General features: G+C 40.0%; 21 protein-coding genes. 6 read left to right on the top strand and 15 right to left on the bottom strand.

Annotation, left to right across the window (positions count from 1 at the left end):
• Positions 1-4: 4 nt before the first annotated feature.
• The 10 genes from rsmI to A33Q_RS19465 all read right to left on the bottom strand — a co-directional run bounded on the left by rsmI (position 5) and on the right by A33Q_RS19465 (position 8,985).
• Complete coding sequence (gene rsmI, locus A33Q_RS19420; protein WP_009033007.1) at positions 5-694, bottom strand: 16S rRNA (cytidine(1402)-2'-O)-methyltransferase; 690 nt, start codon at positions 692-694, stop codon at positions 5-7.
• A 3-nt stretch (positions 695-697) separates the two neighbouring features.
• Positions 698-925, bottom strand: coding sequence for a 4a-hydroxytetrahydrobiopterin dehydratase (locus A33Q_RS19425; protein ID WP_009033006.1), 228 nt, complete (start codon positions 923-925; stop codon positions 698-700).
• Positions 926-938: 13 nt separating this feature from the next.
• Complete coding sequence (locus A33Q_RS19430; protein ID WP_009033005.1) at positions 939-1,205, bottom strand: DUF493 family protein; 267 nt, start codon at positions 1,203-1,205, stop codon at positions 939-941.
• A 106-nt stretch (positions 1,206-1,311) separates the two neighbouring features.
• Positions 1,312-3,423, bottom strand: coding sequence for a peptidylprolyl isomerase (locus tag A33Q_RS19435; protein ID WP_009033004.1), 2,112 nt, complete (start codon positions 3,421-3,423; stop codon positions 1,312-1,314).
• 86 nt (positions 3,424-3,509) lie between these two features.
• Positions 3,510-4,784, bottom strand: coding sequence for a hemolysin family protein (locus A33Q_RS19440; RefSeq protein WP_040490771.1), 1,275 nt, complete (start codon positions 4,782-4,784; stop codon positions 3,510-3,512).
• Complete coding sequence (locus A33Q_RS19445; RefSeq protein WP_009033002.1) at positions 4,784-4,996, bottom strand: hypothetical protein; 213 nt, start codon at positions 4,994-4,996, stop codon at positions 4,784-4,786. The genes A33Q_RS19440 and A33Q_RS19445 overlap by 1 nt, the downstream gene beginning before the upstream one ends.
• Before the next feature lies 1 nt (position 4,997).
• Positions 4,998-5,552, bottom strand: a complete 555-nt coding sequence (gene lptC, locus A33Q_RS19450; protein ID WP_084328515.1) for an LPS export ABC transporter periplasmic protein LptC — start codon at positions 5,550-5,552, stop codon at positions 4,998-5,000.
• Between the two features lie 130 nt (positions 5,553-5,682).
• The gene (locus tag A33Q_RS19455) at positions 5,683-6,981 is read right to left on the bottom strand and encodes a tetratricopeptide repeat protein (RefSeq protein ID WP_040490772.1); all 1,299 of its coding nucleotides are present in this window, start codon (positions 6,979-6,981) and stop codon (positions 5,683-5,685) included.
• A gap of 11 nt (positions 6,982-6,992) precedes the next feature.
• Complete coding sequence (locus A33Q_RS19460) at positions 6,993-8,276, bottom strand: hypothetical protein (RefSeq protein ID WP_009032999.1); 1,284 nt, start codon at positions 8,274-8,276, stop codon at positions 6,993-6,995.
• Positions 8,260-8,985 (bottom strand): type III pantothenate kinase, encoded by a 726-nt coding sequence (locus A33Q_RS19465; protein ID WP_009032998.1) that lies wholly within the window; start codon positions 8,983-8,985, stop codon positions 8,260-8,262. Before A33Q_RS19465 ends, A33Q_RS19460 begins: the two co-directional genes overlap by 17 nt.
• 126 nt (positions 8,986-9,111) lie before the next feature.
• On the opposite strand from A33Q_RS19465, the gene A33Q_RS19470 reads away from it, so the two are divergent.
• From A33Q_RS19470 to A33Q_RS19480, 3 genes are all read left to right on the top strand, one after another.
• Positions 9,112-10,188, top strand: a complete 1,077-nt coding sequence (locus A33Q_RS19470) for an anhydro-N-acetylmuramic acid kinase (protein ID WP_040490723.1) — start codon at positions 9,112-9,114, stop codon at positions 10,186-10,188.
• A gap of 67 nt (positions 10,189-10,255) precedes the next feature.
• The gene (locus A33Q_RS19475) at positions 10,256-11,482 is read left to right on the top strand and encodes a Glu/Leu/Phe/Val dehydrogenase dimerization domain-containing protein (RefSeq protein WP_009032996.1); all 1,227 of its coding nucleotides are present in this window, start codon (positions 10,256-10,258) and stop codon (positions 11,480-11,482) included.
• A 192-nt stretch (positions 11,483-11,674) separates the two neighbouring features.
• Positions 11,675-13,177, top strand: coding sequence for a sodium:proton antiporter (locus tag A33Q_RS19480; protein ID WP_009032995.1), 1,503 nt, complete (start codon positions 11,675-11,677; stop codon positions 13,175-13,177).
• Between the two features lie 71 nt (positions 13,178-13,248).
• Here A33Q_RS19480 and A33Q_RS19485 read toward each other — a convergent pair whose 3' ends face one another.
• A complete protein-coding gene (locus A33Q_RS19485; RefSeq protein WP_040490773.1) occupies positions 13,249-13,803 on the bottom strand; it encodes a hypothetical protein in 555 nt (184 codons plus the stop codon).
• 35 nt (positions 13,804-13,838) lie between these two features.
• Positions 13,839-15,362, bottom strand: coding sequence for a 2,3-bisphosphoglycerate-independent phosphoglycerate mutase (gpmI, locus tag A33Q_RS19490; protein WP_009032993.1), 1,524 nt, complete (start codon positions 15,360-15,362; stop codon positions 13,839-13,841).
• 335 nt (positions 15,363-15,697) lie between these two features.
• On the opposite strand from gpmI, the gene A33Q_RS19495 reads away from it, so the two are divergent.
• Both A33Q_RS19495 and nadC read left to right on the top strand, forming a co-directional pair.
• Positions 15,698-16,081 carry a DUF4783 domain-containing protein gene (locus tag A33Q_RS19495; protein WP_235062821.1) on the top strand — a complete coding sequence of 128 codons (384 nt, stop codon included), beginning with the start codon at positions 15,698-15,700 and terminating at the stop codon, positions 16,079-16,081.
• 41 nt (positions 16,082-16,122) lie between these two features.
• Complete coding sequence (nadC, locus tag A33Q_RS19500; RefSeq protein ID WP_009032991.1) at positions 16,123-16,983, top strand: carboxylating nicotinate-nucleotide diphosphorylase; 861 nt, start codon at positions 16,123-16,125, stop codon at positions 16,981-16,983.
• A gap of 52 nt (positions 16,984-17,035) precedes the next feature.
• Here nadC and A33Q_RS19505 read toward each other — a convergent pair whose 3' ends face one another.
• Together A33Q_RS19505 and A33Q_RS19510 are read right to left on the bottom strand one after the other, a co-directional pair.
• Complete coding sequence (locus A33Q_RS19505) at positions 17,036-18,268, bottom strand: ammonium transporter (protein ID WP_009032990.1); 1,233 nt, start codon at positions 18,266-18,268, stop codon at positions 17,036-17,038.
• A 78-nt stretch (positions 18,269-18,346) separates the two neighbouring features.
• Entirely contained in the window at positions 18,347-18,685 is a 339-nt protein-coding gene (locus A33Q_RS19510; RefSeq protein WP_009032989.1) for a P-II family nitrogen regulator, read from the bottom strand.
• Between the two features lie 320 nt (positions 18,686-19,005).
• Here A33Q_RS19510 and A33Q_RS19515 point away from each other — a divergent pair, with 320 nt between their 5' ends.
• Complete coding sequence (locus A33Q_RS19515; protein ID WP_009032988.1) at positions 19,006-19,908, top strand: nucleotidyltransferase family protein; 903 nt, start codon at positions 19,006-19,008, stop codon at positions 19,906-19,908.
• 54 nt (positions 19,909-19,962) lie between these two features.
• Here A33Q_RS19515 and A33Q_RS19520 read toward each other — a convergent pair whose 3' ends face one another.
• Positions 19,963-21,099, bottom strand: a complete 1,137-nt coding sequence (locus A33Q_RS19520; RefSeq protein ID WP_160169359.1) for a TlpA family protein disulfide reductase — start codon at positions 21,097-21,099, stop codon at positions 19,963-19,965.
• Between the last annotated feature and the right edge of the window lie 51 nt (positions 21,100-21,150).

Genomic DNA, 21,150 nt, shown 5'->3' on the forward strand with positions numbered 1-21,150 from the left:
GCTTTTATTTGCCCTGAACTACCAAGACAATTTCTCCTTTAATCGGATTTTCTTGATAATAGGCAATCAGTTCTTCTAGAGTTCCTCTGACATTTTCTTCATAAAGTTTTGTCAGCTCTCTGGAGACACTTGCCATACGTTCAGGCCCAAAGGCTTCTGCAAACTGCTCCAGGGTTTTCATCAGCCGATGCGGAGATTCATAAAATATCATGGTTCGGCCTTCATCTTTGAGGTTTTCTATTCTGGTTTTTCTTCCCTTTTTGTGAGGAAGAAAACCCTCAAAAGTAAAGCGGTCATTGGGCAGGCCTGAATTGACCAATGCCGGGACGAAAGCTGTCGCTCCAGGTAAACAGTTGACTGTCAAGCCGGCCTCATTGGCGGCTCTTACGAGCAAAAAACCAGGATCTGAAATACCAGGTGTTCCGGCATCACTGACCAAGGCCATCGTCTCTCCTCTTTTAAGTCGGTCAATGAGCTTTTCTACGGTTTTGTGCTCATTGAAAATATGGTAGCTTTGAAGCGGTCGCTGGATTTCAAAATGCTTGAGAAGCTTTCCTGTAGTCCGCGTATCTTCTGCCAAGATCACGTCCACTGACTTCAGAATATCAATTGCCCGAAAGGTAATATCCTGAAGATTTCCTATTGGAGTAGGGACCAAATAGAGGCTTACTGCTGTTTCTGCCAAGTCGGACATATATTAAATCTTATCGATGGCTTTGGCCAGTTGACGATCCTTTTCGGTGATTGTATTTCCGGCATCATGGGTGGTGAGCTCTATAGTTACTTTATTGTATACATTGCTCCAATTGGGGTGATGGCCCTGAGCCTCCGCCAAAAAAGCAACCCTACACATAAAAGCAAAGGCTTCCTGAAAATCCTTAAATTCAAAAGTTCTGCAAAGTTTATTGTTTTCTTCTTTCCACATGATTTTTTTGGTTTTAAAGTGCAATCACTCCTTCAATTTTTGAAGCAGATTCATAAATTTCCATAATGGACTCCGAGCTGGACATCATGGCTTTGATTGTAACTGAAACATAAGTCCCTTTAGAAGATTCTTTCAGTTCTATTTTATTGTTGGGGAGAAGCTTGGCTACTTCCTGTTCTCTACCTTTTGGTACAATGAATTTGAACATGTAAAGTGAAGGAAAAGAGGTCTGTGCATCCAGTTTTTCCTTAAAGGCTTCACGGTTAAATGTGTTTTTCATATTTCACTAATTTAAAACTTTAACAGCATACAGCGAAAATTAAATCCATGATATAAAAAAACCCGTGAAGTTGTTCACGGGTTTTTAGAAGGATACTTATGGTTTTTTAAAAAAACTTATATCTATAATCTTTGACATTGGCCAAGTCCTCCAGAGCCATCATAATCATATATGCTGTTCTTTGGGAAGAGTTTAATGTCAATTGTCTTTGGAAGCTGCTATAGTCTCCCACTTCAGTTGCAGGTGTTAAAGAATTAAGTTTAAGAACAATGATTCCTACATCTTCTTGGACAGGCTCACTAATTTGTCCACTTTCATTTAAACCGAATGCCGCTCCTACTGCTCTTGGTGCAAAACCAACTCCCGGAAGTACTGAAGCTGAAAGTTTCAGATCAGGAGTATTGTCCAAAGATGCATCATCAGGAAATACTGATCTCATTTCTTCAAGAGTTGATTTTCCAGAGATTTGATCTTTGATCATTTTGGCTTTTTTCTCATTTCTTACCTGCGTCAAGACTTGAGGCCTCACTTGATCCAGCGTAGCTGTGCCCTCCTCATATCTTTTTTTCAAGGAAGCCACCACATAGGCATTGTCCAATTCGAATACCGGAGAAACTTTTCCTTCGGACGCATCATTGAAGGCCCAACGGATTACCTCTCTTGCATTTGTGAGATTGTTCAGGTTTCGGGCAAAAGCATCCACATTGTTTGCCTGGATGATTCTGTAACCTTCTTTTTCTGCATTTTGTCTGAACTCATTGGCATTGCCCGCATTTGTTGCAAAGAAGTCAGCGTTTCTGTACACGTCGTTTCTGGTAGCATCACTGGCTATTAATTCTCTTTCTATAGTGGCGATTTTGTAAGTCTCTGTCTTAGGAAGGTCCGTCACACTGATGATATGGTAGCCATATTCTGTTTCTACCAATCTATTGATCAGGCCTGTATTCCTTTGAGCAAAGGAAACATCTGCAAACTCGTCTACAAAGTCTTCTTTTGCAAACCAGCCCAGGTCACCACCTCTTTGAGCAGTTCCATCCTGACCATATTGTGAAGCCGCAGTGGCAAAGTTTAACCCCTCCTGAATTTCTTTCAGGACACTTTCAGCATTTTGCTTTACTTCTGATTTTGCATCATCGCTCAACCCTTGAGTACCAAACAGAATATGTGAGGCACGCATTCTTGGAGTTCCATCATACTTCCTTGTGATTTTGTAAGTCACATAAGTGGATCTGTTGGTAAGGAAAGGGCCATATACTTCGCCCTCTTTAATATCATCAACATTGGATGTCAAAGAAGCTGGAAGCGCATCCCCAGGAAGGATGGTTTGGAAAGGTCTTTGAGCGTCCGAATTTCTAAGTGCAAAGACAGAATCAGTTTCTGTGTTTTTTAGCTCATCCGTTAACTGCCTGATCTCAGAAATGACAGCTGCTGAATCTTCGCTGCTAGGGTTGATCGAAAAGCTCACGTATTCCAAATCTGCGGCGTTGGACACCTTAAACTTCTCTTTATTCTTACTGATATAATCTCTAAGTTCACTATCAGAAACATTTACTGCAGTATCAGCGATTACATAGAAAGGGATAAATAAGTGATCAACGTCTGCAATGGTATTGGCCATTTTATGCTCCATTCTTCCTTCTGCTTTGGTAGCATATTCAGAAGTGGACAATAGATTATCATATTTGACTCTCAGTCTTGCATCTGCAAACAAACGCTCCTGTTGTGCCCAAAAAGCCCTTTGTTCTGGAGCTGCATCTTCTAGGGACTGAAGAAAAGCCACCAACTGATTTCTGTCGAATTCTCCTGTTTCAGGATTGGTCAATTGTTGTCTAAGTTCGGCAATGATATTTTTGCCTTGAACCATATCTACCAATTCGGCATCAGTCACTGTCAAGCCCAATTCATCAAACTGGGTATCAAATACCTTGTCAACGATCAGCGCCTGCCAAGCCTGCTCTCTGATACTGTTCATTTCATTTTCAGAAGGAGTCCTTCCAGTATTTTGCTGAAACTGGAATTTGATTTCTTCTATTTTTTGAATGTATTCTTCATAAGAAATACTTTCACCTGCAATCTCACCTACCTTGTTTGAACCTCCACCCAGCAGGGTTGAGTTTGGACTTAGGATATCTCCCCCTACAAGGAAGAAGATCAAGCCCACTGTTATAACGCCGATTGCAAGACCTGTTCTCTGTCTGATTTTTTTAATTAATGCCATTCTACTGGTTTTTTGAAGTGCCGCAAAATAATTACATCTAGTGCTAAATTCAAAATAATATCACTGTCAATAAATTACTTATTGGCTTAAAGGTTGGGATTGATTTTTATTTTAAGGGTTTCTATTCTGTGATCTTGCTTTGAAGCGACTGTAAAGGTAAAGGATTCATAGACGACTGACTGCCCTTTTTGCGGTATATCTTCTGTAAGTGAGAGAATAAATCCCGCAAGCGTTTCAAATTCCCCGTATGGCAGTGCCCAGCCATACTTTTCATTGAGATAATCGATCTCATGTCTGGCACTCATTAGAAATTCCGTTTCTGAAATTTTCTGCTCTACAAGGTCATCGCTGTCATATTCATCCTGAATTTCTCCGAAAATCTCCTCAATAATATCTTCCATACTCACAATTCCACTGGTACCACCGAACTCATCCACTACCAGGGCCAGACTTTTTCGCTCTTTGATAAACTGGATCAAAAGTTCATTGGCCAAGGCTGATTCCGGCACAATTATGATATTGGTGAGAATGTCTGTTATCTTCTTGGGTTTTTTGAAGAGCTCCAATTGGTGACAGTATCCAATCACGTCATCTATGGATTCTTTATATACTATTATTTTAGAATGCCCGCTTTCGGCAAAGGTTTTTTTGAGATCCTCTATGTTTTCTTCAATTTCCACAGCGACAATATCAGTTCTGGGAACCATACATTCTCTTACTCTGATGGTTTTGAATTCTACTGCATTGTCAAATATCTTCGTATCTATTTCCAATTTCGAGTCTTCATCTATGTGATGAAGATTGTTTTGAATAAAGCTGTTGAGATCAGTTACTTTAAAAACAGGTTTATCTTCATTGTACTCTAAGCCCAATACTTTGGTAATAAAGAATCTTGAGAGTCCTACCACCAGCCAAACAATGGGGTACATGATCAAATAGATTGCTTGAAAAGGAAGGGAAAAAGCAGCCAATAGCCTGTTAGGGTTCAGAATAAAGATGCTTTTAGGCAAAAACTCGGCTGTTACCAGAACAATCAAGGTTGAAATAACAGTCTGTGAAATCATGACAGTCGCCTGATTGTCTATGTCATCCGGTAAATATCCCCTAATCCAAGGCTCCAGAAGATTGGCCATGAAGATCCCGTAAAGCACCAAAGCAATGGTATTACCTATCAATGTAGTGCCTAAAAATTGTCCGGGTTTCTGGATGAATCCTGAGAGAATTTTCCCGGTAAGGAGTCCCTGTTTATTTTGAAGCTCGATCTGTAATTTGTTGGCTGAAATAAAAGCGATTTCAATCCCTGAAAAAAACGCAGAAAACAAAAGAGTGATCAAGACATAAACGAGATATTGACTTTCTATCATCTCTTTTTCTGTTTAGGCTTTTTGGAGGAATTGCTATTTTCCTCTTGTTCTTTTTGCTTGTTTTTCCTGAACTTATACCAAAAAAGCAAAGCTACTGAAAGCATAAAGATCGGATAGGATGCTATGATCCCGACAGTGATCATTTGATGTGTACCAATGATGACAGTGGCAGCAGCTAGGGACAATATGGAAATATTGCTGATTTTCACTTTAGTTGTTTTCTCCGGGAAGTATGGTCCTGCTGTTTGTTACTTTAAATAGTTTGTATTCGCTGAAGCTTTCATCAGCTTCCATTCCTGTTCCATTGAAGAGGGTTTCACGTTCTTCGATGGTTACAAATTTATCCGTGTAGATTTTTTTTGCATTTGGATCCCAAAAGAGCTCTTCCGAAGAAAGCTTTTGGTCTTTTTCCAAATTATGAACCCTTACATCGCCCTCACCTCTGTATAGATTGTCTTTTTTGATATAAAAACCCTTATCAGCCCGCATTGTAGTGGTAATGTTTCCTTCTTCGTCAAAAAAGGTAATATCTATACCCTCTGGAAATTCAAAGTCTCCCACATCAAATTCTACTTGCTTTGGAGCCTTTAAATGCGTCCGCACTATTGCAGAATCGCTATGGTATAAATCAATGTCCAAAGCAACTTTAATCGGTCCAAGGTATGGCTCCAGTAAGCTGCTGTCTATTTCTTCTTCACACCCGTAAAGAAACATTGTCAAAAGCCCTAATGCTAAGAAATTCCGGATTCTTATTTTCGACTTCATGGAGCAAAGATATCAAAAGATTGCTGATTGATGGAATATTGAATTTGAGATGATATTTTTCAAGGACCTTTAGATAAAAAAAGGCAGCCAAGAATGACTGCCTTTCCGATTTATATTTTTATGCTTTTAATTAATCACGTGTGGCAAGGGTGACAGTCTCTCCAACCCAACAACCGGTATTCATAGTAGAACCTGCCTGAAGTCCTTCTGTAAATAACTCCTCTTTGGATGGGAATCTTGCCCTTGCATCTCTCATACCCTCGTTGTTACCTGCCCTTTGGAAAGCATTGTAAGCAGCGATATATACTGAGTAATCCTTAGCTCTACTTTCTCCGCCCTTACAGTCGTTGAAAGAACCCATGTACAATTGGCCAATCATTGTGTAAGCATCAGACATTTTATCAGGGTCTAATTTAGCAGCTTCCTGAGCAGAAGCTCTTGCTGCTGACTTCCTTCCTGATTGTGCATGTACTTTTGCAAGATCAAATTGAACTTCAGCTTTTTGCTTGTCATTCTCAGCCAATGTCAAAGCTTTTTCCAATACAGGCTGTGCTTTGTCATATTCTCTGTTTTGCATATATCTCATCGCTCTTACTTGAGAGGTTGAGAATGTAGGATTATCGGAGTCAATAAGTTCCAGCGCAGTAAGGAAGGTTTGAGAAGACAAACACTTATACTGAATGGAATATTTCATGATTTGTTGTGCCAGTAGAAGATTTTGTGGATCTTTTTCCAATCTTGGACCTAATGTGTTATCGATAAATTCACAATTGATGAGTTCCATTGCTACCAACAAAGCTTCCACATTTGACTTCGGTGTAGAAACATCCACGCCTTGAGCTTCAGCTTCATCCAATAATTGCGAAATCTTATCATGAATTCCCAAAACTTCTACATCTGAATAAGCTTTATTTAATAAATAATGTCTTCTGACTAAGTCAAAATAAGCTGCTGCATATGCAGGGTTGATTGTTCCATTAACTTCAAAAGCTCTATCATATACACCTACTGCTTCGGCAAGTTTAGCTTTGTCATCTCTGTAGTATTGATAACCGTAATAAGCTTTATTTTCAATCCACCTGGATTCATTATCATAGTGCTTTTTTCTTAGATCGTATACGGTCATTACAGAATCTTGGTAAACTCTTTTCTGTGCCGCATCTGAAGTGGCATTGGCAGCTCCATTGTAAATGGTAACTCCATTAATGTAAATGGACTCATTCAAATCAGGCACATTGGTCAACAACCAATGTAAGCCTTGGGTGGCTTCCACAAACTGCTCAGATTTCATGTAATCTGTGTAAGCAGCGTTAAGCTCTCTTGCTTTTGCCTCCATTGCCTCATCAGCAGGCCAATTCCAATTTTGCGCCTGAGCGAAACCTGCCACTAAAATGGTCAGTAACCCGGCTAATACACTTTTAACTTTCATCATCGTTAAATTTATTCAAATACTCGTTTGTAAAACCATGTGTTATCATTCAGAGAAAAACCTAAACTAAAGTTTATGTAATTCTCCCTTATCAATCCATTTTCAGTTGTGCCGCGGGTTCCAATTTTGATGGCGTAATTCGTCAATGATAAACTGTTTATAGGAACCGAGCCTCCAAAATTGATGCCAATGTCCTCAACTTGAATATTGGCCAAAATGTATGGAGTTTGCTGATATTCTATCCCAAACCGGTAAGTAGACCTTTTGAAAATATTGTCTACTGCACCAAAATCAGGTGTCAACTGACCGCCTAATGTTAATTTAAACGAATCGCTCAGTTCTCCAGTTCCACCATCGAAGCCCCGATATTGGCTCAATTGATGATATTGACCCTCAAGGCCAATTACAAATTTATTAATTTTTTCGAAAGTTACCCCAAAACCTATGTTATGTGGTATATAAACACTTCCGGCAACATTATCACTAATAATATTCCCATCTGAATCGGGCCTGCTAGCTTCACCAAAATTGCCAGTCTTCGCAAATTCTTTTCCATTAATATTTCCATACGCCTGATAAATGGCACCTAGGTGAATATTATTCTTGCTACCCGCTTTGAAATAATAATGGGCTCCCCCTTTCAAAGCAAAGTCACTTACAGAAAATCTCTGATACAATTCAGAGGATATTCCTATAGGGGTTCCTGATTCATCAAGTAAAGTCAATTGGTTGGTTCTTATGGTAGATCCAAAAAGATAAGAACCCTGCACCCCAAGGCTCAGATTTTTTGCAACTACAAATCCATAAGAAAGGTAAGCTTCTGAAATACCTCCAATCCCTTCTACTCTATTGAGGGAATTAAAATCTGTACCTAAAACCTGACCTGATACGACCAAGTTGTAATTTACGCTAGTGACTTGATTGATACCCAACCCTATGGTGGATTTCCCTGAGTTGACAGGTAGGGACATAAGTACATAAGAAAGCCCTCCTCCATCAACTAGTTCAGAGTCTTCCCCAGAGGAGACATTTATTCTTTCATAATTAAGTGCAGCCTGAAAATTGAAAATGGTGTTTCGGGTGGATAAGGCTGGGTTGATGTAATTGACCGACCAGCCTGTTCCGAAACTAATACCCAGACCACCCATGCCACGATTGGTTGTGAGGCCCGAATTATTGAAATCACCTATTCCTAAAGCACTGTAAGTGGATGCACTTGATTGGGGAAATACTTCAGAGATTATGAAAAATGAGCAAATTATGCTCAGAATTTTTATCCTATTGGAAATTGACATTGTAGCTTAGAATTCTATTTAATCCATACAGGACCAAATTTGGGATTACAAATATGTGGTCTTTTGTTAAGCTTTCAAAAATTTTTGAATCGCCTCCACAAATAATGACCTTTAAATCACGGTACTTTTCCTGATAAGCCTGGATAAATCCTTTTATCTCGAAAAGGATACCTGAATATACTCCACTTTGCATACAGCTTATTGTAGTATCACCAGTAAGCTTAGGCTTCGTGTTTGCTTCCAAGCTCACCAAGGGCAATCGCGCTGTCTGCTGGTTCATTGCTTTAAACCTCATTGTCAGACCTGGAGAAATGGCACCCCCATGATAGTTATTACCTTCGTCCAGGATTTCATAAGTGATACAACTCCCCAGGTCAATAGCCAACACTGGTCCTTTTTTTACTTTGGTCCTTGCTCCGATCACAGCTGCCTTTCTATCTACTCCCAGGGTCTCAGGACTTTTATACAGGTTTTGGATAGGGACCGGCGTATTTCTTTCCAGAAAAAGAAAGCCAAAAGGAATTAATGCTTTGAGCTCATTTTCTGAATACTTCACCGAACTGATGATGGCATGGCTGAATTCCAAGTTGCTAGAATAAGAAATCAGCTCATTGAGAGCTTCAAAACCAACTTCTTCAATCAAACTGTCCTCCTGAAATAAAGCAGTTTTGATCCTGGTATTTCCTATGTCAATTATTAAATTGGTCAAGTTCAGTCTTGGGTTGAGGTTTTGATACACAATTCCAGCGGAGCGAAAATACAGATTTTAGTCAATGGGTTTTTTTGATTAAAATAAATTTAACTTTAACCACATATATTTAACATTATTTAACCCATGAGAGAGCAGAACTTATATAAAGTAATAGGGCTTATGTCAGGAACTTCAGGTGATGGACTTGATATGGCTTATTGCATTTTTGAAAGAGGCAATAAATGGAACTTCAAAATTGAAAGTGCGAAGACTGTTTCGTTCCCAAAAAAATTAGGCAAGAAATTGCAAAAATCCCACCTGTATAATGGGTTGAAGCTTGCCAAGCTGGACCTTGAGTTTGGGCTATGGATGGGAGAGCAGGTCAAAGACTTTGTCACGACTGAAGAATTACAAGTGGATGCCGTCTGTTCTCACGGACATACTGTTTTTCATCAGCCAAAGAAAGGAATCAGTCTTCAGATCGGAAATGGTTGGGCACTTCATCAGGCTGCAGGTGTACCGGTAATCAATGATTTCAGAATGTTGGATGTTCAGCTTGGCGGTCAGGGGGCTCCTTTGGTTCCCATAGGGGATCAACTGTTATTTGAAGATTATGATTATTGCATCAACTTGGGTGGGATAGCAAACATCAGCATGCAGGAGTCAGGCAAAAGGATTGCATTCGATATCTGCCCATTCAATTTGCTATTGAACTATTTTGCTCAGGAAGCCGGACATTCTTATGATAAAGATGGTCTGCTTGCCAGCCAAGGCAAAGTCCTTAAAAAAATGCTAAATCAGTTGGACGGATTCCCTTATTACAAAATAGAGGGGGCCAAATCATTGGGAAGAGAAGATTTGGAGGATTATTTGGATGTGTTGACCCAAAAGAAGGAGAGAAAGCCTGAGGATATCTTACGAACTTTGCTTGAGCATTATGTAAGTCAAATCAAAAATGTGCTTTTGAGTGAAGATGGAATCAGAAAGACGGTTTTGATCACAGGCGGTGGAGCTTTCAATAAGTTTTTTATGGACCTGTTAGAGGAGTCTTTGGGGGATGGATATTTGATTGTAGCGGCAGGAGAAACTATCATTAACTTTAAGGAAGCTTTGATTTTTGGTTTCTTGGGAGTGTTGCGTCTAAGAAATGAAGTGAACTGTCTGGCTTCGGTGACGGGAGCTTCTAGGGATAATTGTGGAGGGACTATATTTGGTCTGTGATAATCGGTTCTTTTTGAACTGCATAATATTTCTATTTTTGCTCCATGAATAAACCCAAATACATTTTATGAAAGATCTTTTAAAGAAGTTTGAGAATAAACAACCTGAAATTGTTTTTGAATGGAGTGACCATGAGACTGAGGCAGAAGGTTGGGTGGTGATCAATTCCCTGAGAGGAGGAGCTGCAGGAGGTGGCACCCGCATGAGAAAAGGTCTGGACAAAAGGGAAGTGGAGTCTTTAGCCAAGACCATGGAAGTAAAATTCACTGTTTCGGGTCCGGCTATAGGTGGTGCCAAATCAGGGATAAACTTTGACCCCAGCGACCCCAGGAAAGCTGATGTACTGAAAAGATGGTACAAAGCTGTCATGCCGCTCTTGAAAAATTACTATGGTACAGGCGGAGACCTGAATGTGGATGAAATTCACGAAGTGATTCCAATCACCGAATCATATGGACTTTGGCATCCCCAGGAAGGTATTGTCAATGGACATTTTCATGCTACTGAGCCACAGAAAATAAGAAAGATAGGACAACTTAGACAGGGTGTGTCCAAAGTATTGGAAGACCCTCTCTATACCCCCAATGGTCCTAAAAAATATACAGTAGCAGATATGATCACCGGTTTTGGTGTAGCCGAAGCTGTAAGGCATTATTATAAAATATGGGGAGGTAACCTCAAAGGAAAGCGAGCAGTAATTCAGGGCTGGGGAAATGTAGGAGCAGCAGCGGCGTGTTTTCTTGCTGTGGAAGGAGTGAAAATTGTAGCTATAATTGATAGGGTAGGTGGTCTGATCAATGAAAATGGATTTACATTGGATGAAATCAGAGAGTTGTTTGTAAATAGAGATGGGAACAAGCTGGTGGCTGAAAATTTAATACCATTTGAGGAAATGAATCAAAGGGTTTGGGATATGGAGAGTGAGATTTTCATCCCGGCAGCATCTTCCAGGCTGATCACCAAAGCTCAGGCTGAAAGAATGGTTCATGCTGGCCTTGAAGTTATCTCATGTGGTGCGAACGTCCCTTTTGCTGACCCTGAAATTTTCCTTGGTCCAACAGGAGTTTGGGTAGATGAAAGGGTGTCAGTGCTGCCGGATTTTATTGCCAATTGTGGGATGGCCAGGGTATTTGCCTACTTAATGTCTGGAAATGCGGAAGTTACGGATGATGCAATTTTTAAAGATGTCAGCAAGACCATATCGAAGGCATTGAAAAAGACCCATTCCAAGAACAGTAGTAAGACCAAAATCGCACAGTCTTCACTTGAAATCGCACTTCAGCAACTTGTATAAGAATAAAACCAATCATCAGCCGGGTAGAATTGTCATAAAACAATTCCTCCCGGCTTAGTTATTTTATGTGGTGCTTTTCATTCAAAATAAGTAGTTTAGCAAAAACAAACTTGTAAATTGTATCATTGAAACGTGTTACAGCCAAGTTTTTTGAACCAGAACTGTTGTAGAAGAAAGTTTAATTTTGACTGAATGAAGAAGCTATTTGCTGTTTTTGTGATGGTTATAGGATTTACATTTTTTGTGGATCAACCAGAATGCCAAGCCCAGACAGAAACCCAGACTGAGGAAGTAGATACGACCGAACAGCGAGATAAAATTCAAAGTGTTGCCGCACATATTCACGATGATTCCCACGAGCATCATGAAGATGCTCCTGTATGGTTGGTAATTCCTTTCGTGGCTCTTTTGCTAATGATTGCAACAGGTCCCCTGTTTTACGAGCATTTTTGGCACCATAATTATCCTAAAATTGCTGTCGGGCTTGCCGTAGTAGTAGTCTTTTATTATTTGTTTGCCCTGCAAAATGTCCATGGCCCAGTACATGCTTTGGCAGAATATGTGCAGTTTATAGCCCTATTGGCATCTTTATATATTGCCTCAGGGGGGATTTTGATTGAAATAGACAAAAAAGCGACTCCATTAGCCAACGTTTCTTTACTACTTATTGGAGCCATAATTTCAAATTTGATCGGTACCACAGGGGCCTCTATGCTTTTGATCAGGCCTTTTATTAGACTTAACAAAGGCAATATTCAACCTTACCATATCATTTTCTTCATTTTTATGGTAAGTAATATTGGCGGTTCATTGACACCTATTGGAGATCCACCGCTTTTCCTGGGCTTTTTGAAAGGAGTGCCTTTCTTCTGGACATTGGAATATAACTGGCCTGCATGGATCATTGCCTTGTTAATTTTAGCGGTCATTTTCTTCTTCATTGATAAGAAGTTTGGAAGGGCGAATGAAGACGAACTGGAAGAAGCTACATATACCAATAAGTTTGAGCTGATTGGTTCTAAAAACTTCCTTTGGTTATTGGTAGTGATCCTGTCGGTTTTCCTCGACCCGAACGTCATTGACTGGGTGCCTGCTATCCGCTATGACGGTCAGAAGTTCTCTTTTTTAAGGGAAATAATCATGTTATCTGTAGCTTATTTGAGTTATAGATTTGCTGATCAGAAAGCTATCAAGGGGAATGAATTTAACTTTGAGCCCATCCGTGAAGTAGCCTTTATCTTCATAGGGATTTTCGGCACAATGATGCCTGCTTTGGAACTCGTGGGCAATTTTGCAAAATCTCCGGAGGGAGCAGAAATGATCACGCATAACACCCTTTATTGGGGAACAGGGATTTTGTCAGGCTTTCTTGACAATGCCCCAACTTACCTGAACTTCCTGGCTGCCGCTATGGCATCTCAGGGTGCGGAAATCAGTAATATTGAAAATGTCAGAAACTTTGCCATGAATAATTATGAGGACTCCGCTTTTGAGTTGATGGCAATTTCGATAGCTGCAGTGTTTTTTGGAGCCATGACTTATATTGGAAATGGACCAAACTTCATGGTAAAATCAATCGCAGAACAGAGTGGTATCAAAATGCCTTCCTTCTTCGGGTATGTTATCAGGTTCTCAATACCTATTTTATTGCCTGTCTTGATTATTACTTGGCTTATATTCTTCGCCTTCGTCTAATTTGCAATTCAAATATTCCATAAAAAAAGAGGCTGTTTAGGGCCTCTTTTTTTATTTGAAATAAGCAGGAATTAATCTACAATGGATGCAGAAATGATCATTTTATTGGGCTTGCTAAATACCACCTCCTGAAGATTTTCGATGGAATACTGGTCTAATTTGCCGGATTCAGAATGAAATATCATCACTCCTCTGGTCTCTGAAGAATAAAAAGGGTTTTCAGTTTTGGATCTGAAACTTACTTCTTTAACATTTCCTTCCAGATACTTGACCACTATTCTTTTTACTTTTCCTTTTTCTCCATCTTTCAAATTGTGGATCAAAGCCATCTCACTTCTTTCGGTATGGTAGGACTGAGCAAGGGAAGGATTATTTATATCCGCCTTTACAAAGAAATCCAGTTCTTTGAGCCACTCCTCGCTATTTGGCGTGGTATTAACCTTTTGCTTTTCACCGTTTATATTTACCTCTTTGATCAGACTTTTACCTTCAAGATTTTCTGCGGTGACTTCGGTAAATTCCTTTATGGGAAAATAGGCAGCTTCTATTCTTTCACCGTCTTTTGAAATATTTGAACAGCTGCATATCATGGTAAGCAATACAAAACTGCTTAAGTAATATTTCATTTTCATAAATCAGAATATAAATAGCTATTGATTTTTTACTTTAATAATATTTCTCCTGTCATTTCTTTAGGAATTTCGATGCCCATCAATTTTAAAATAGTTGGAGCAAGATCCCCAAGTTTACCATCTCGAACATGAATTTGTTCGGAATCATCCACCATGATCATAGGTACCAGGTTGGTGGTGTGCGCTGTATTCGGCGTACCATCCTCATTGATCATCATGTCGCTGTTTCCGTGGTCTGCGATCACAATAGTGGTGTAACCGCTTTCCAGTGCTTGATCTATTACTTGTTTTGCACAGGTGTCCACAGCTTCACAGGCTTTTACAGCTGCTTCGAAAACCCCAGTATGCCCCACCATATCAGCATTGGCAAAGTTAAGGCAAACAAAATCCACTTCTTTCTTTTTCAGTTCGGCGTTGATTTTAGAGGCGATTTCAAAAGCACTCATTTCAGGCTTAAGGTCATAAGTGGCGACTTTAGGAGATGGGCAGAGAATTCTGCTCTCGCCTTCAAACTCTCTTTCCCTACCACCTGAAAAGAAAAATGTAACGTGTGGGTACTTTTCTGTTTCGGCAATCCGGATTTGCTTCTTGTTGTTTCTTTCAAGTACTTCTCCCAAAGTATTGTTGAGATTGTCCTTTTCGAATAGAACTTTCACTCCCTGAAAAGTCTCATCATAGCTTGTGAAGGTGATGTAGTGTAGATTGAGAGTTTTCATATTATAATCCTCAAAATCCATTTGGGTAAGCACTTGCGTTATTTCCCTACCCCTGTCGGTCCGGAAATTGAAATTGATAACAACATCACCCTCTTCAATTACTGCTACTGGATTATTATCCCCATTCATCTGAATGATGGGACGAATAAACTCATCTGTTACTCCATTTGAGTAAGATTTTTTTATTGAAGCGATTACATCTTTTGACTTTTCACCTTCTCCTTTGACCAATGCATCATAGGCAAGTTTTACTCTTTCCCAACGCTTATCTCTATCCATTGCGTAATACCTTCCTATGACGGAGGCGATTTTACCTACCGAATGGGAAAGGTGCTCATCAAGCTCTTGCAAATACCCAACTCCACCTTTAGGATCGGTATCTCTTCCATCAGTGAAAGCATGGATAAATGCTTCCTTTAGTCCATTTGCTTTGGCTGCATCACAAAGTCCTTTCAAGTGGCCTATGTGTGCGTGTACGCCGCCGTCAGAGACCAAACCAATAAAGTGTACTTTCTTTCCGGAAGTCTTGGCATATTCAAAGGCTTCAACCAAAACAGGATGTTTGTTTAGATCTCCTTCCAATACAGCCTTGTTGACTTTTACCAGGTCTTGATAGACCACTCTCCCTGCACCAATATTCATGTGCCCGACTTCTGAATTTCCCATTTGCCCTTCAGGTAAGCCTACTGCCAAACCTGAAGCATCAAGTTTTGAATGTGGATATTTTTGATATAAACTGTCCACAAATGGGGTCTTTGCTTTGTCTATTGCAGATACAGTAGGGTTGGTGGCTAATCCCCAACCATCCAAAATCATTAGTACAACTTTCTTTTTCATGAGTCTATATAATTATATTTTCAGCGGTCACCCCAGATTTTTAGGGTAGGCAATGGAATCGCGCATGCTTGATATTCATCCTTGTAGTTGATGTGTCCATCATGTTTGATTTCATCTCTTGGAATTTGCTGAGTTTAAAAATTAAATTAATGAGCCGTAAAAATGCTTATTCTTTGTCAAGTGAACAAAGTTAGGGAGATAATAATTTGCCTGAGCGAAACACAACCAGACTTATTTTTTGGTTAATGCGCTTCTTTTTGGCTCATATCACTGTTTTCTCATTTTTGGCTTAATATTTGTTTTTTAGCGATTTCGTGAAAAAAATACTATTCATATTGTCAGTTTTAATCTTAGTTTGCTCCATATCGGTTACGGGCTTGGAATATCACAATAGAGAGTCCATTGATGATATTGTGAGTACTTTTAAGTATGGGTCTAGTAGGGATTTGGCGAGATTTTTTGACAATGGAATAGATATCAATATTTCAGGGATTCAAGGTGATTATTCCAAAAACCAGGCAGAACAAGTGATGAGGGATTTTTTCAAGAAGTTTCCACCTTCGGATTTTACTATTGTTCATAAAGGAAATGGTACAGACCTGATCATTAATTATATAGGAAATTATAAATCCGATAATTCTGAGTTTAGAGTCTTTATCAAAGGCAAAAAGAATGACGAAAATATCCGGATTTACAGCTTAGATATAGTCAAAGCTTAAATTTTACAGGCAAGCTGTAATTATTTTTCTAATTTTGCCGAGTGAAAAATCTACCCTACCTCAGCAAAGACGCAATCCGCGAATTTATCAACCGTGCACTGGAAGAAGATGTCGGACCTGGTGATTATTCAAGTCTTGGTGCTTTACGGAAGGGGCAATTTGGACAGGCCAAACTTTTGATCAAAGAGCCTGGGATCATTGCGGGGCTTGAACTTGCCAAGATGATCTTCGAGCAATATGATGCTGAATTAAAAGTCAATTTGTTGCTAAATGATGGGGATGCAGTCCAAGCGGGGGACCTGGGATTGACTGTTGAAGGGTCCGCAGTATCGATATTGAGTACAGAGCGACTGGTCCTAAACTGCATGCAACGCATGAGTGGTATTGCCACGAAAACGAATAGGCTCAATCAAATGATTGCCCACACCAAAGCCAAGTTGATGGATACCAGAAAAACCACTCCCAACTTTAGAATAATGGAGAAGTGGGCTGTAGTGCTGGGTGGAGGACTCAATCATCGTTTTGCCTTATATGACATGGTGATGCTCAAAGACAACCATGTGGATTTTGCTGGAGGCATTTCCAATGCTATCAATAATACAAGAGCATTTTTGAAGGCAAATCAACTGAATCTTAAAATAGAAATTGAGACCAGAAATCTGGAAGAGGTTGAGCAAGCACTCGCTACAGGCGGTGCTGACTTTATCATGCTGGACAACATGGATTATAACATGATGAGAGAGGCAGTAAAAATTGTGGATGGCAGAGTACCATTGGAAGCTTCAGGAGGGATAACTGAAGACACACTTAAGGATGTCGCGGAATGCGGCGTTGACTTTATTTCTGTAGGAGCTCTTACGCATCAGGTTAAAAGTATGGACATCAGTTTAAAGGCATATTAATAAAAAGGTCCCACTCCTAAAAGCAGGACCTTTCGATGACTTAATTTTCAATTTAATCTTTAGAGGCAAAGTCCGGATAGGCCTGCATGCTGTGTTCGTTGATGTCCAGACCTTCAAGCTCTTCCCGCTCGTCTACCCGGATTCCAATACTTCTCTTCAAAGAGAAGAAAATCAACCAGCTTGTTGCAAAACAGAAAGCAGCTACTACGGCGATGCCTAGTAATTGTGAAAGTACTTGGGACATTCCGGCTAGATCGCCAAACAGCCCTACTGCTAAAGTACCCCAAATTCCACCAAGTAAGTGGACCGAAATAGCTCCTACTGGATCATCAATTTTGATTTTGTCGAAAAGTACTACACCAAATACTACGATGATGCCACCTACAAAGCCAATAATCGCTGATTCACCGACTCCCATGAGATCAGCACCTGCAGTAATTCCGACCAATCCTGCAAGAATACCATTCAGAACCATGGTGATGTCATAGGTTTTGAACTTAAAGTAAGAAGCGAATAAAGCCCCAAATGCTCCAGCAGCACCTGCAATTGCAGTAGTCACAAAAACCCTGGAAACATCTCCCGGATCAGCAGATAAGACGGACCCTCCATTAAAACCGAACCATCCGAACCACAAAAGGAAAACTCCAATAGTTGCCATGGGGATACTGTGTCCAGGAATAGGCTTCATTCCTTTTTCGGTGTATTTGCCCAATCTAGGACCTAATAGGAAAGCACCGACCAAAGCACCCCATCCTCCTACAGAGTGTACTATTGTAGATCCGGCAAAATCATAAAATGGTGTGTCCAAGCTGTCCAAAAAGCCTCCGCCCCATTTCCACATCCCAACAATTGGATAACAAATGCCTACGTAGAGTATTGAAAAGAATATGAATGGCCCCAGCTTAATTCTTTCTGCCACAGCTCCTGAAACGATCGTGGCTGCTGTAGCAGCAAACATGGCCTGGAAAATAAAATCTGTGTAGAATGTGAAGCCTTCATCATAGGCGGGTGTGTCCCAACCCTCAGGAAGGCTCAGCCCTAGACCTGACAATCCAAAAAAACCACCAATGAACGCATCGCCTGGATACATCAAGTTGAAACCGATAAACGCATAGGTAAGTAATCCAATGGCTGGAATAATTGTATTTTTAAAGAGGATGTTAACTGTGTTTTTTGCTCTGGTAAGCCCCGCCTCCAGAGATGCAAAACCCAAGTGCATGATAAATACCAAAATGGTAGCCACAAGCACCCAAAGGTTGTTGATAGTAAATATTTCTTGATTCATAGGTTTGAAAGGTTTGATTAATGAGAAATGTGCGTTGATTACACTTGTTGGATATCGGAAATCCAACGGAAGCTTGGTTTAAAGAGCCTCTTCTCCTGTGTCGTTGTTCCTTATCCGGTATGCAGACAAAGCTTCATAGATGAATATTTTCCCGTCCCCCACTTGACCTGTTCTGCCTTTGGTGAGGATGCAGTCTACTACGCCTTCTACCAGTTTTTCCGGAACGACTACTTCAATTTTGGTTCGGGGTATGTAGGCCGGCTCATAAGCAATGCCCCGATAAGTTTGGGCTTTAGGATGCTCCATCCCCATTCCCTTGACCTCATATATGGCAAGGAATTTTACCCCTAATCCAAGCAGACACTCATGGATCTCCTCGAATTTTGATGTTCTAATAATTGCTTCGATTTTTTTCATTTTAATCAATGATTCGGTTGGTTTAATAGGAATTATGCGCTAATCTAAATCAAAAAATGAAAAAAAAGTAATCTAGGTTGGTTTTTTACCCTGATTTTGTCAGAAAAATGTAAAAAAGATAAAAATTGGATAAAAAATCTATCAAAACTAAACGAAATGGAAGTTATTGGCTGTAAAAAGGGGTTATTAATGAACTCAATGTGCCTTGTTTTCTAAATTTGTCGGGAATTCCAAAGAATCAAGAAATAATTGGAGGGCTTCCTTTGTATCAAAACTGAAAGGGCTAAATTTGAGGCTTTAAATCATAATAGATATACAAGATGACTAAACCTACACTTTTGGTATTGGCTGCGGGAATGGGCAGCAGATATGGAGGGAATAAACAAATTGATGGATTTGGGCCAAATGGAGAAACAATTTTAGAATATTCCATTTATGATGCGATCAGAGCCGGTTTTGGCAAGGTTGTGCTCATTGTCAGGAAGGAAATTCTCGAAACAGCTAAAGATCTTCTTATTCCCAAATTAGAGGGTAAAATAGAAATTGATTTTGTACTTCAGTCCTTGAATAGTTTTGTTCCTGAGGAATTTCAGAATGCGGAAAGAGTTAAGCCCTATGGAACAGCCCATGCTGTTTTATGTGCCAAAGATGCTATTGCTGAGCCTTTTGCTGTGATCAATGCAGATGATTTTTATGGAAAGGAAGCCTTTGAAGTTATCGGGAAATTCCTGAGCTCCGGGACGCAGCCAAACTTGCATGCTATGGTTGGGTATGCGATTGAAAATGTTCTCTCTGAGCATGGAACAGTTTCTAGGGGAGTTTGCGATATGAATGATTCTAATCAACTGATCGGAATGGTCGAAAGAACTTCAATCGCCAGAGACGGGGGAAAAATAGTATCCAAAGGAGAGGGTGAAACGCTAGAGATTAAAGAAGGGACTCCTGTATCCATGAATTTTTGGGGTTTTCATCAGGCTGTTTTCCAAGATATTGAGCGGATGTGGAAGGAGTTTTTGCCGGCCAACAAAGAAAATCTCAAATCTGAATTCTTTATCCCGACGGTAGCTAACAATCTTATACAGGAGGGAAAGGCTGCTGTAGAAGTGTTGGAGGGTGGAAAAACCTGGTTTGGGGTAACTTACACAGAAGACAAGCCTATTGTAATAGATGCCCTGAAGAAAATGCATAGCTCAGGAGAATATCCTGAAAATTTGTGGAAATAGAAAAAAGATAGCCTGGGAAATTCCGGGCTATCTTTTTTTGGTTACCCAGCCAGATTATTCCAAAATAGAATTCAAAGCCTCCAAGGCCTCTTTTCCCGGTCTTGGAGCATTCACATGGTGTATGGTGTTTCCTCTGTCCAAAATCAGATACCTAGGAATACCCCACACTTTAAAATACTTCATGATGTCAGCCTCAAAACCTTTACCTGCAAAAAGATGAACGCCTTTCATGGGGTTTTTTTCAAGGTAGTTTTTCCATGACTCTGATTTCTCATCTACTGAAATGTACATAAGGACTATGTTTTCATTTCCGTCAAGTTGCTTTTCAAAGGCCGGGGTTTTGTTTTTGAAGGTACTGATGCATGGACCACACCAAGTAGCCCAAAAATCCAGGTAAATAATTTTATCTTTAAAATCAGAAAGTGATACTGTGTTTCCATCCAAGTCTGTGAATTCGAAATTTTCTACAGCTTGTCCGGTCTTAAGTTTTTCGATGGATTTTAGACTTTTTTCCAATTGCCCCAAAAATCTTGACTTTGGATAATCACTTGAAAAAGCACTAAACTGCCTTTCACCACTTTCATACCCTTCACTGAGCATATCGATTTCAGTATTGGCAAAAGCTGCAAAAAGTAACTCCCTTATTGGTTCTTCCTGCTCAAGGATATATGCTTCAATTTCATGGTTTGGTCCTCCAAAAGGGATCATCAAAGATTGGTGTACACCCATGACCAATGATCTGCTCAGGTCAGAGGAAAGTGTTTCCACCTCGCTGAGTAATGAGTTTTCCACAAGGAATTGTTCGAAGAATGAAACCCTTTCTTTATTTTTCAAAGTCTCTGCCCGGTTCAAATACAATTGACCTAGCTGAACAAAAACAGATTGGATGTCTGCTTTAAAAACTTGTCTTTCCTCTTCACTCAGGCCCGTTCCCTTTTCTTTCCAAAAAGTATCCATTTCCATTTTGATCTCTTTGCTAAATGAAATAAAGCTTGCCGGGTCTGGTGCTACTTCCGGGTCAAAGAGGACCTGTGCCAATCTAGGCTGAAGTTCCTTTTGGATAAACTGTTGAAAATCTGCTCGTTTATCTGCCAATTCTGTTTTTTGAGCCCAAAGGCTTGATGAGGATATCAACAACATCCAAGAGAAAACTAAAAGGACTATTGGCCTCAAATTCAAGTGTGTGGTCATACTTTTTAACTTTTTAATCATATCAAAACCCAAAAACAATGAGCTTGCTAC

Origin of the sequence: Indibacter alkaliphilus LW1 (assembly GCF_000295935.2) — a bacterium.
Lineage (GTDB): Bacteria > Bacteroidota > Bacteroidia > Cytophagales > Cyclobacteriaceae > Indibacter > Indibacter alkaliphilus.

Excerpts from the sequence above, each read along its gene's own strand:
- A33Q_RS19480 (WP_009032995.1), top strand. The coding sequence starts at position 11,675 with ATGAAGAAGCTATTTGCTGTTTTTGTGATGGTTATAGGATTTACATTT.
- rsmI (WP_009033007.1), bottom strand. The coding sequence starts at position 694 with ATGTCCGACTTGGCAGAAACAGCAGTAAGCCTCTATTTGGTCCCTACT.
- A33Q_RS19460 (WP_009032999.1), bottom strand. The coding sequence starts at position 8,276 with ATGTCAATTTCCAATAGGATAAAAATTCTGAGCATAATTTGCTCATTT.
- lptC (WP_084328515.1), bottom strand. The coding sequence starts at position 5,552 with ATGAAGTCGAAAATAAGAATCCGGAATTTCTTAGCATTAGGGCTTTTG.
- A33Q_RS19510 (WP_009032989.1), bottom strand. The coding sequence starts at position 18,685 with ATGAAAAAAATCGAAGCAATTATTAGAACATCAAAATTCGAGGAGATC.
- gpmI (WP_009032993.1), bottom strand. The coding sequence starts at position 15,362 with ATGAAAAAGAAAGTTGTACTAATGATTTTGGATGGTTGGGGATTAGCC.
- A33Q_RS19520 (WP_160169359.1), bottom strand. The coding sequence starts at position 21,099 with ATGACCACACACTTGAATTTGAGGCCAATAGTCCTTTTAGTTTTCTCT.
- A33Q_RS19475 (WP_009032996.1), top strand. The coding sequence starts at position 10,256 with ATGAAAGATCTTTTAAAGAAGTTTGAGAATAAACAACCTGAAATTGTT.
- A33Q_RS19470 (WP_040490723.1), top strand. The coding sequence starts at position 9,112 with ATGAGAGAGCAGAACTTATATAAAGTAATAGGGCTTATGTCAGGAACT.
- A33Q_RS19485 (WP_040490773.1), bottom strand. The coding sequence starts at position 13,803 with ATGAAATATTACTTAAGCAGTTTTGTATTGCTTACCATGATATGCAGC.
- A33Q_RS19430 (WP_009033005.1), bottom strand. The coding sequence starts at position 1,205 with ATGAAAAACACATTTAACCGTGAAGCCTTTAAGGAAAAACTGGATGCA.
- A33Q_RS19515 (WP_009032988.1), top strand. The coding sequence starts at position 19,006 with ATGACTAAACCTACACTTTTGGTATTGGCTGCGGGAATGGGCAGCAGA.
- A33Q_RS19505 (WP_009032990.1), bottom strand. The coding sequence starts at position 18,268 with ATGAATCAAGAAATATTTACTATCAACAACCTTTGGGTGCTTGTGGCT.
- A33Q_RS19455 (WP_040490772.1), bottom strand. The coding sequence starts at position 6,981 with ATGAAAGTTAAAAGTGTATTAGCCGGGTTACTGACCATTTTAGTGGCA.
- A33Q_RS19425 (WP_009033006.1), bottom strand. The coding sequence starts at position 925 with ATGTGGAAAGAAGAAAACAATAAACTTTGCAGAACTTTTGAATTTAAG.
- A33Q_RS19435 (WP_009033004.1), bottom strand. The coding sequence starts at position 3,423 with ATGGCATTAATTAAAAAAATCAGACAGAGAACAGGTCTTGCAATCGGC.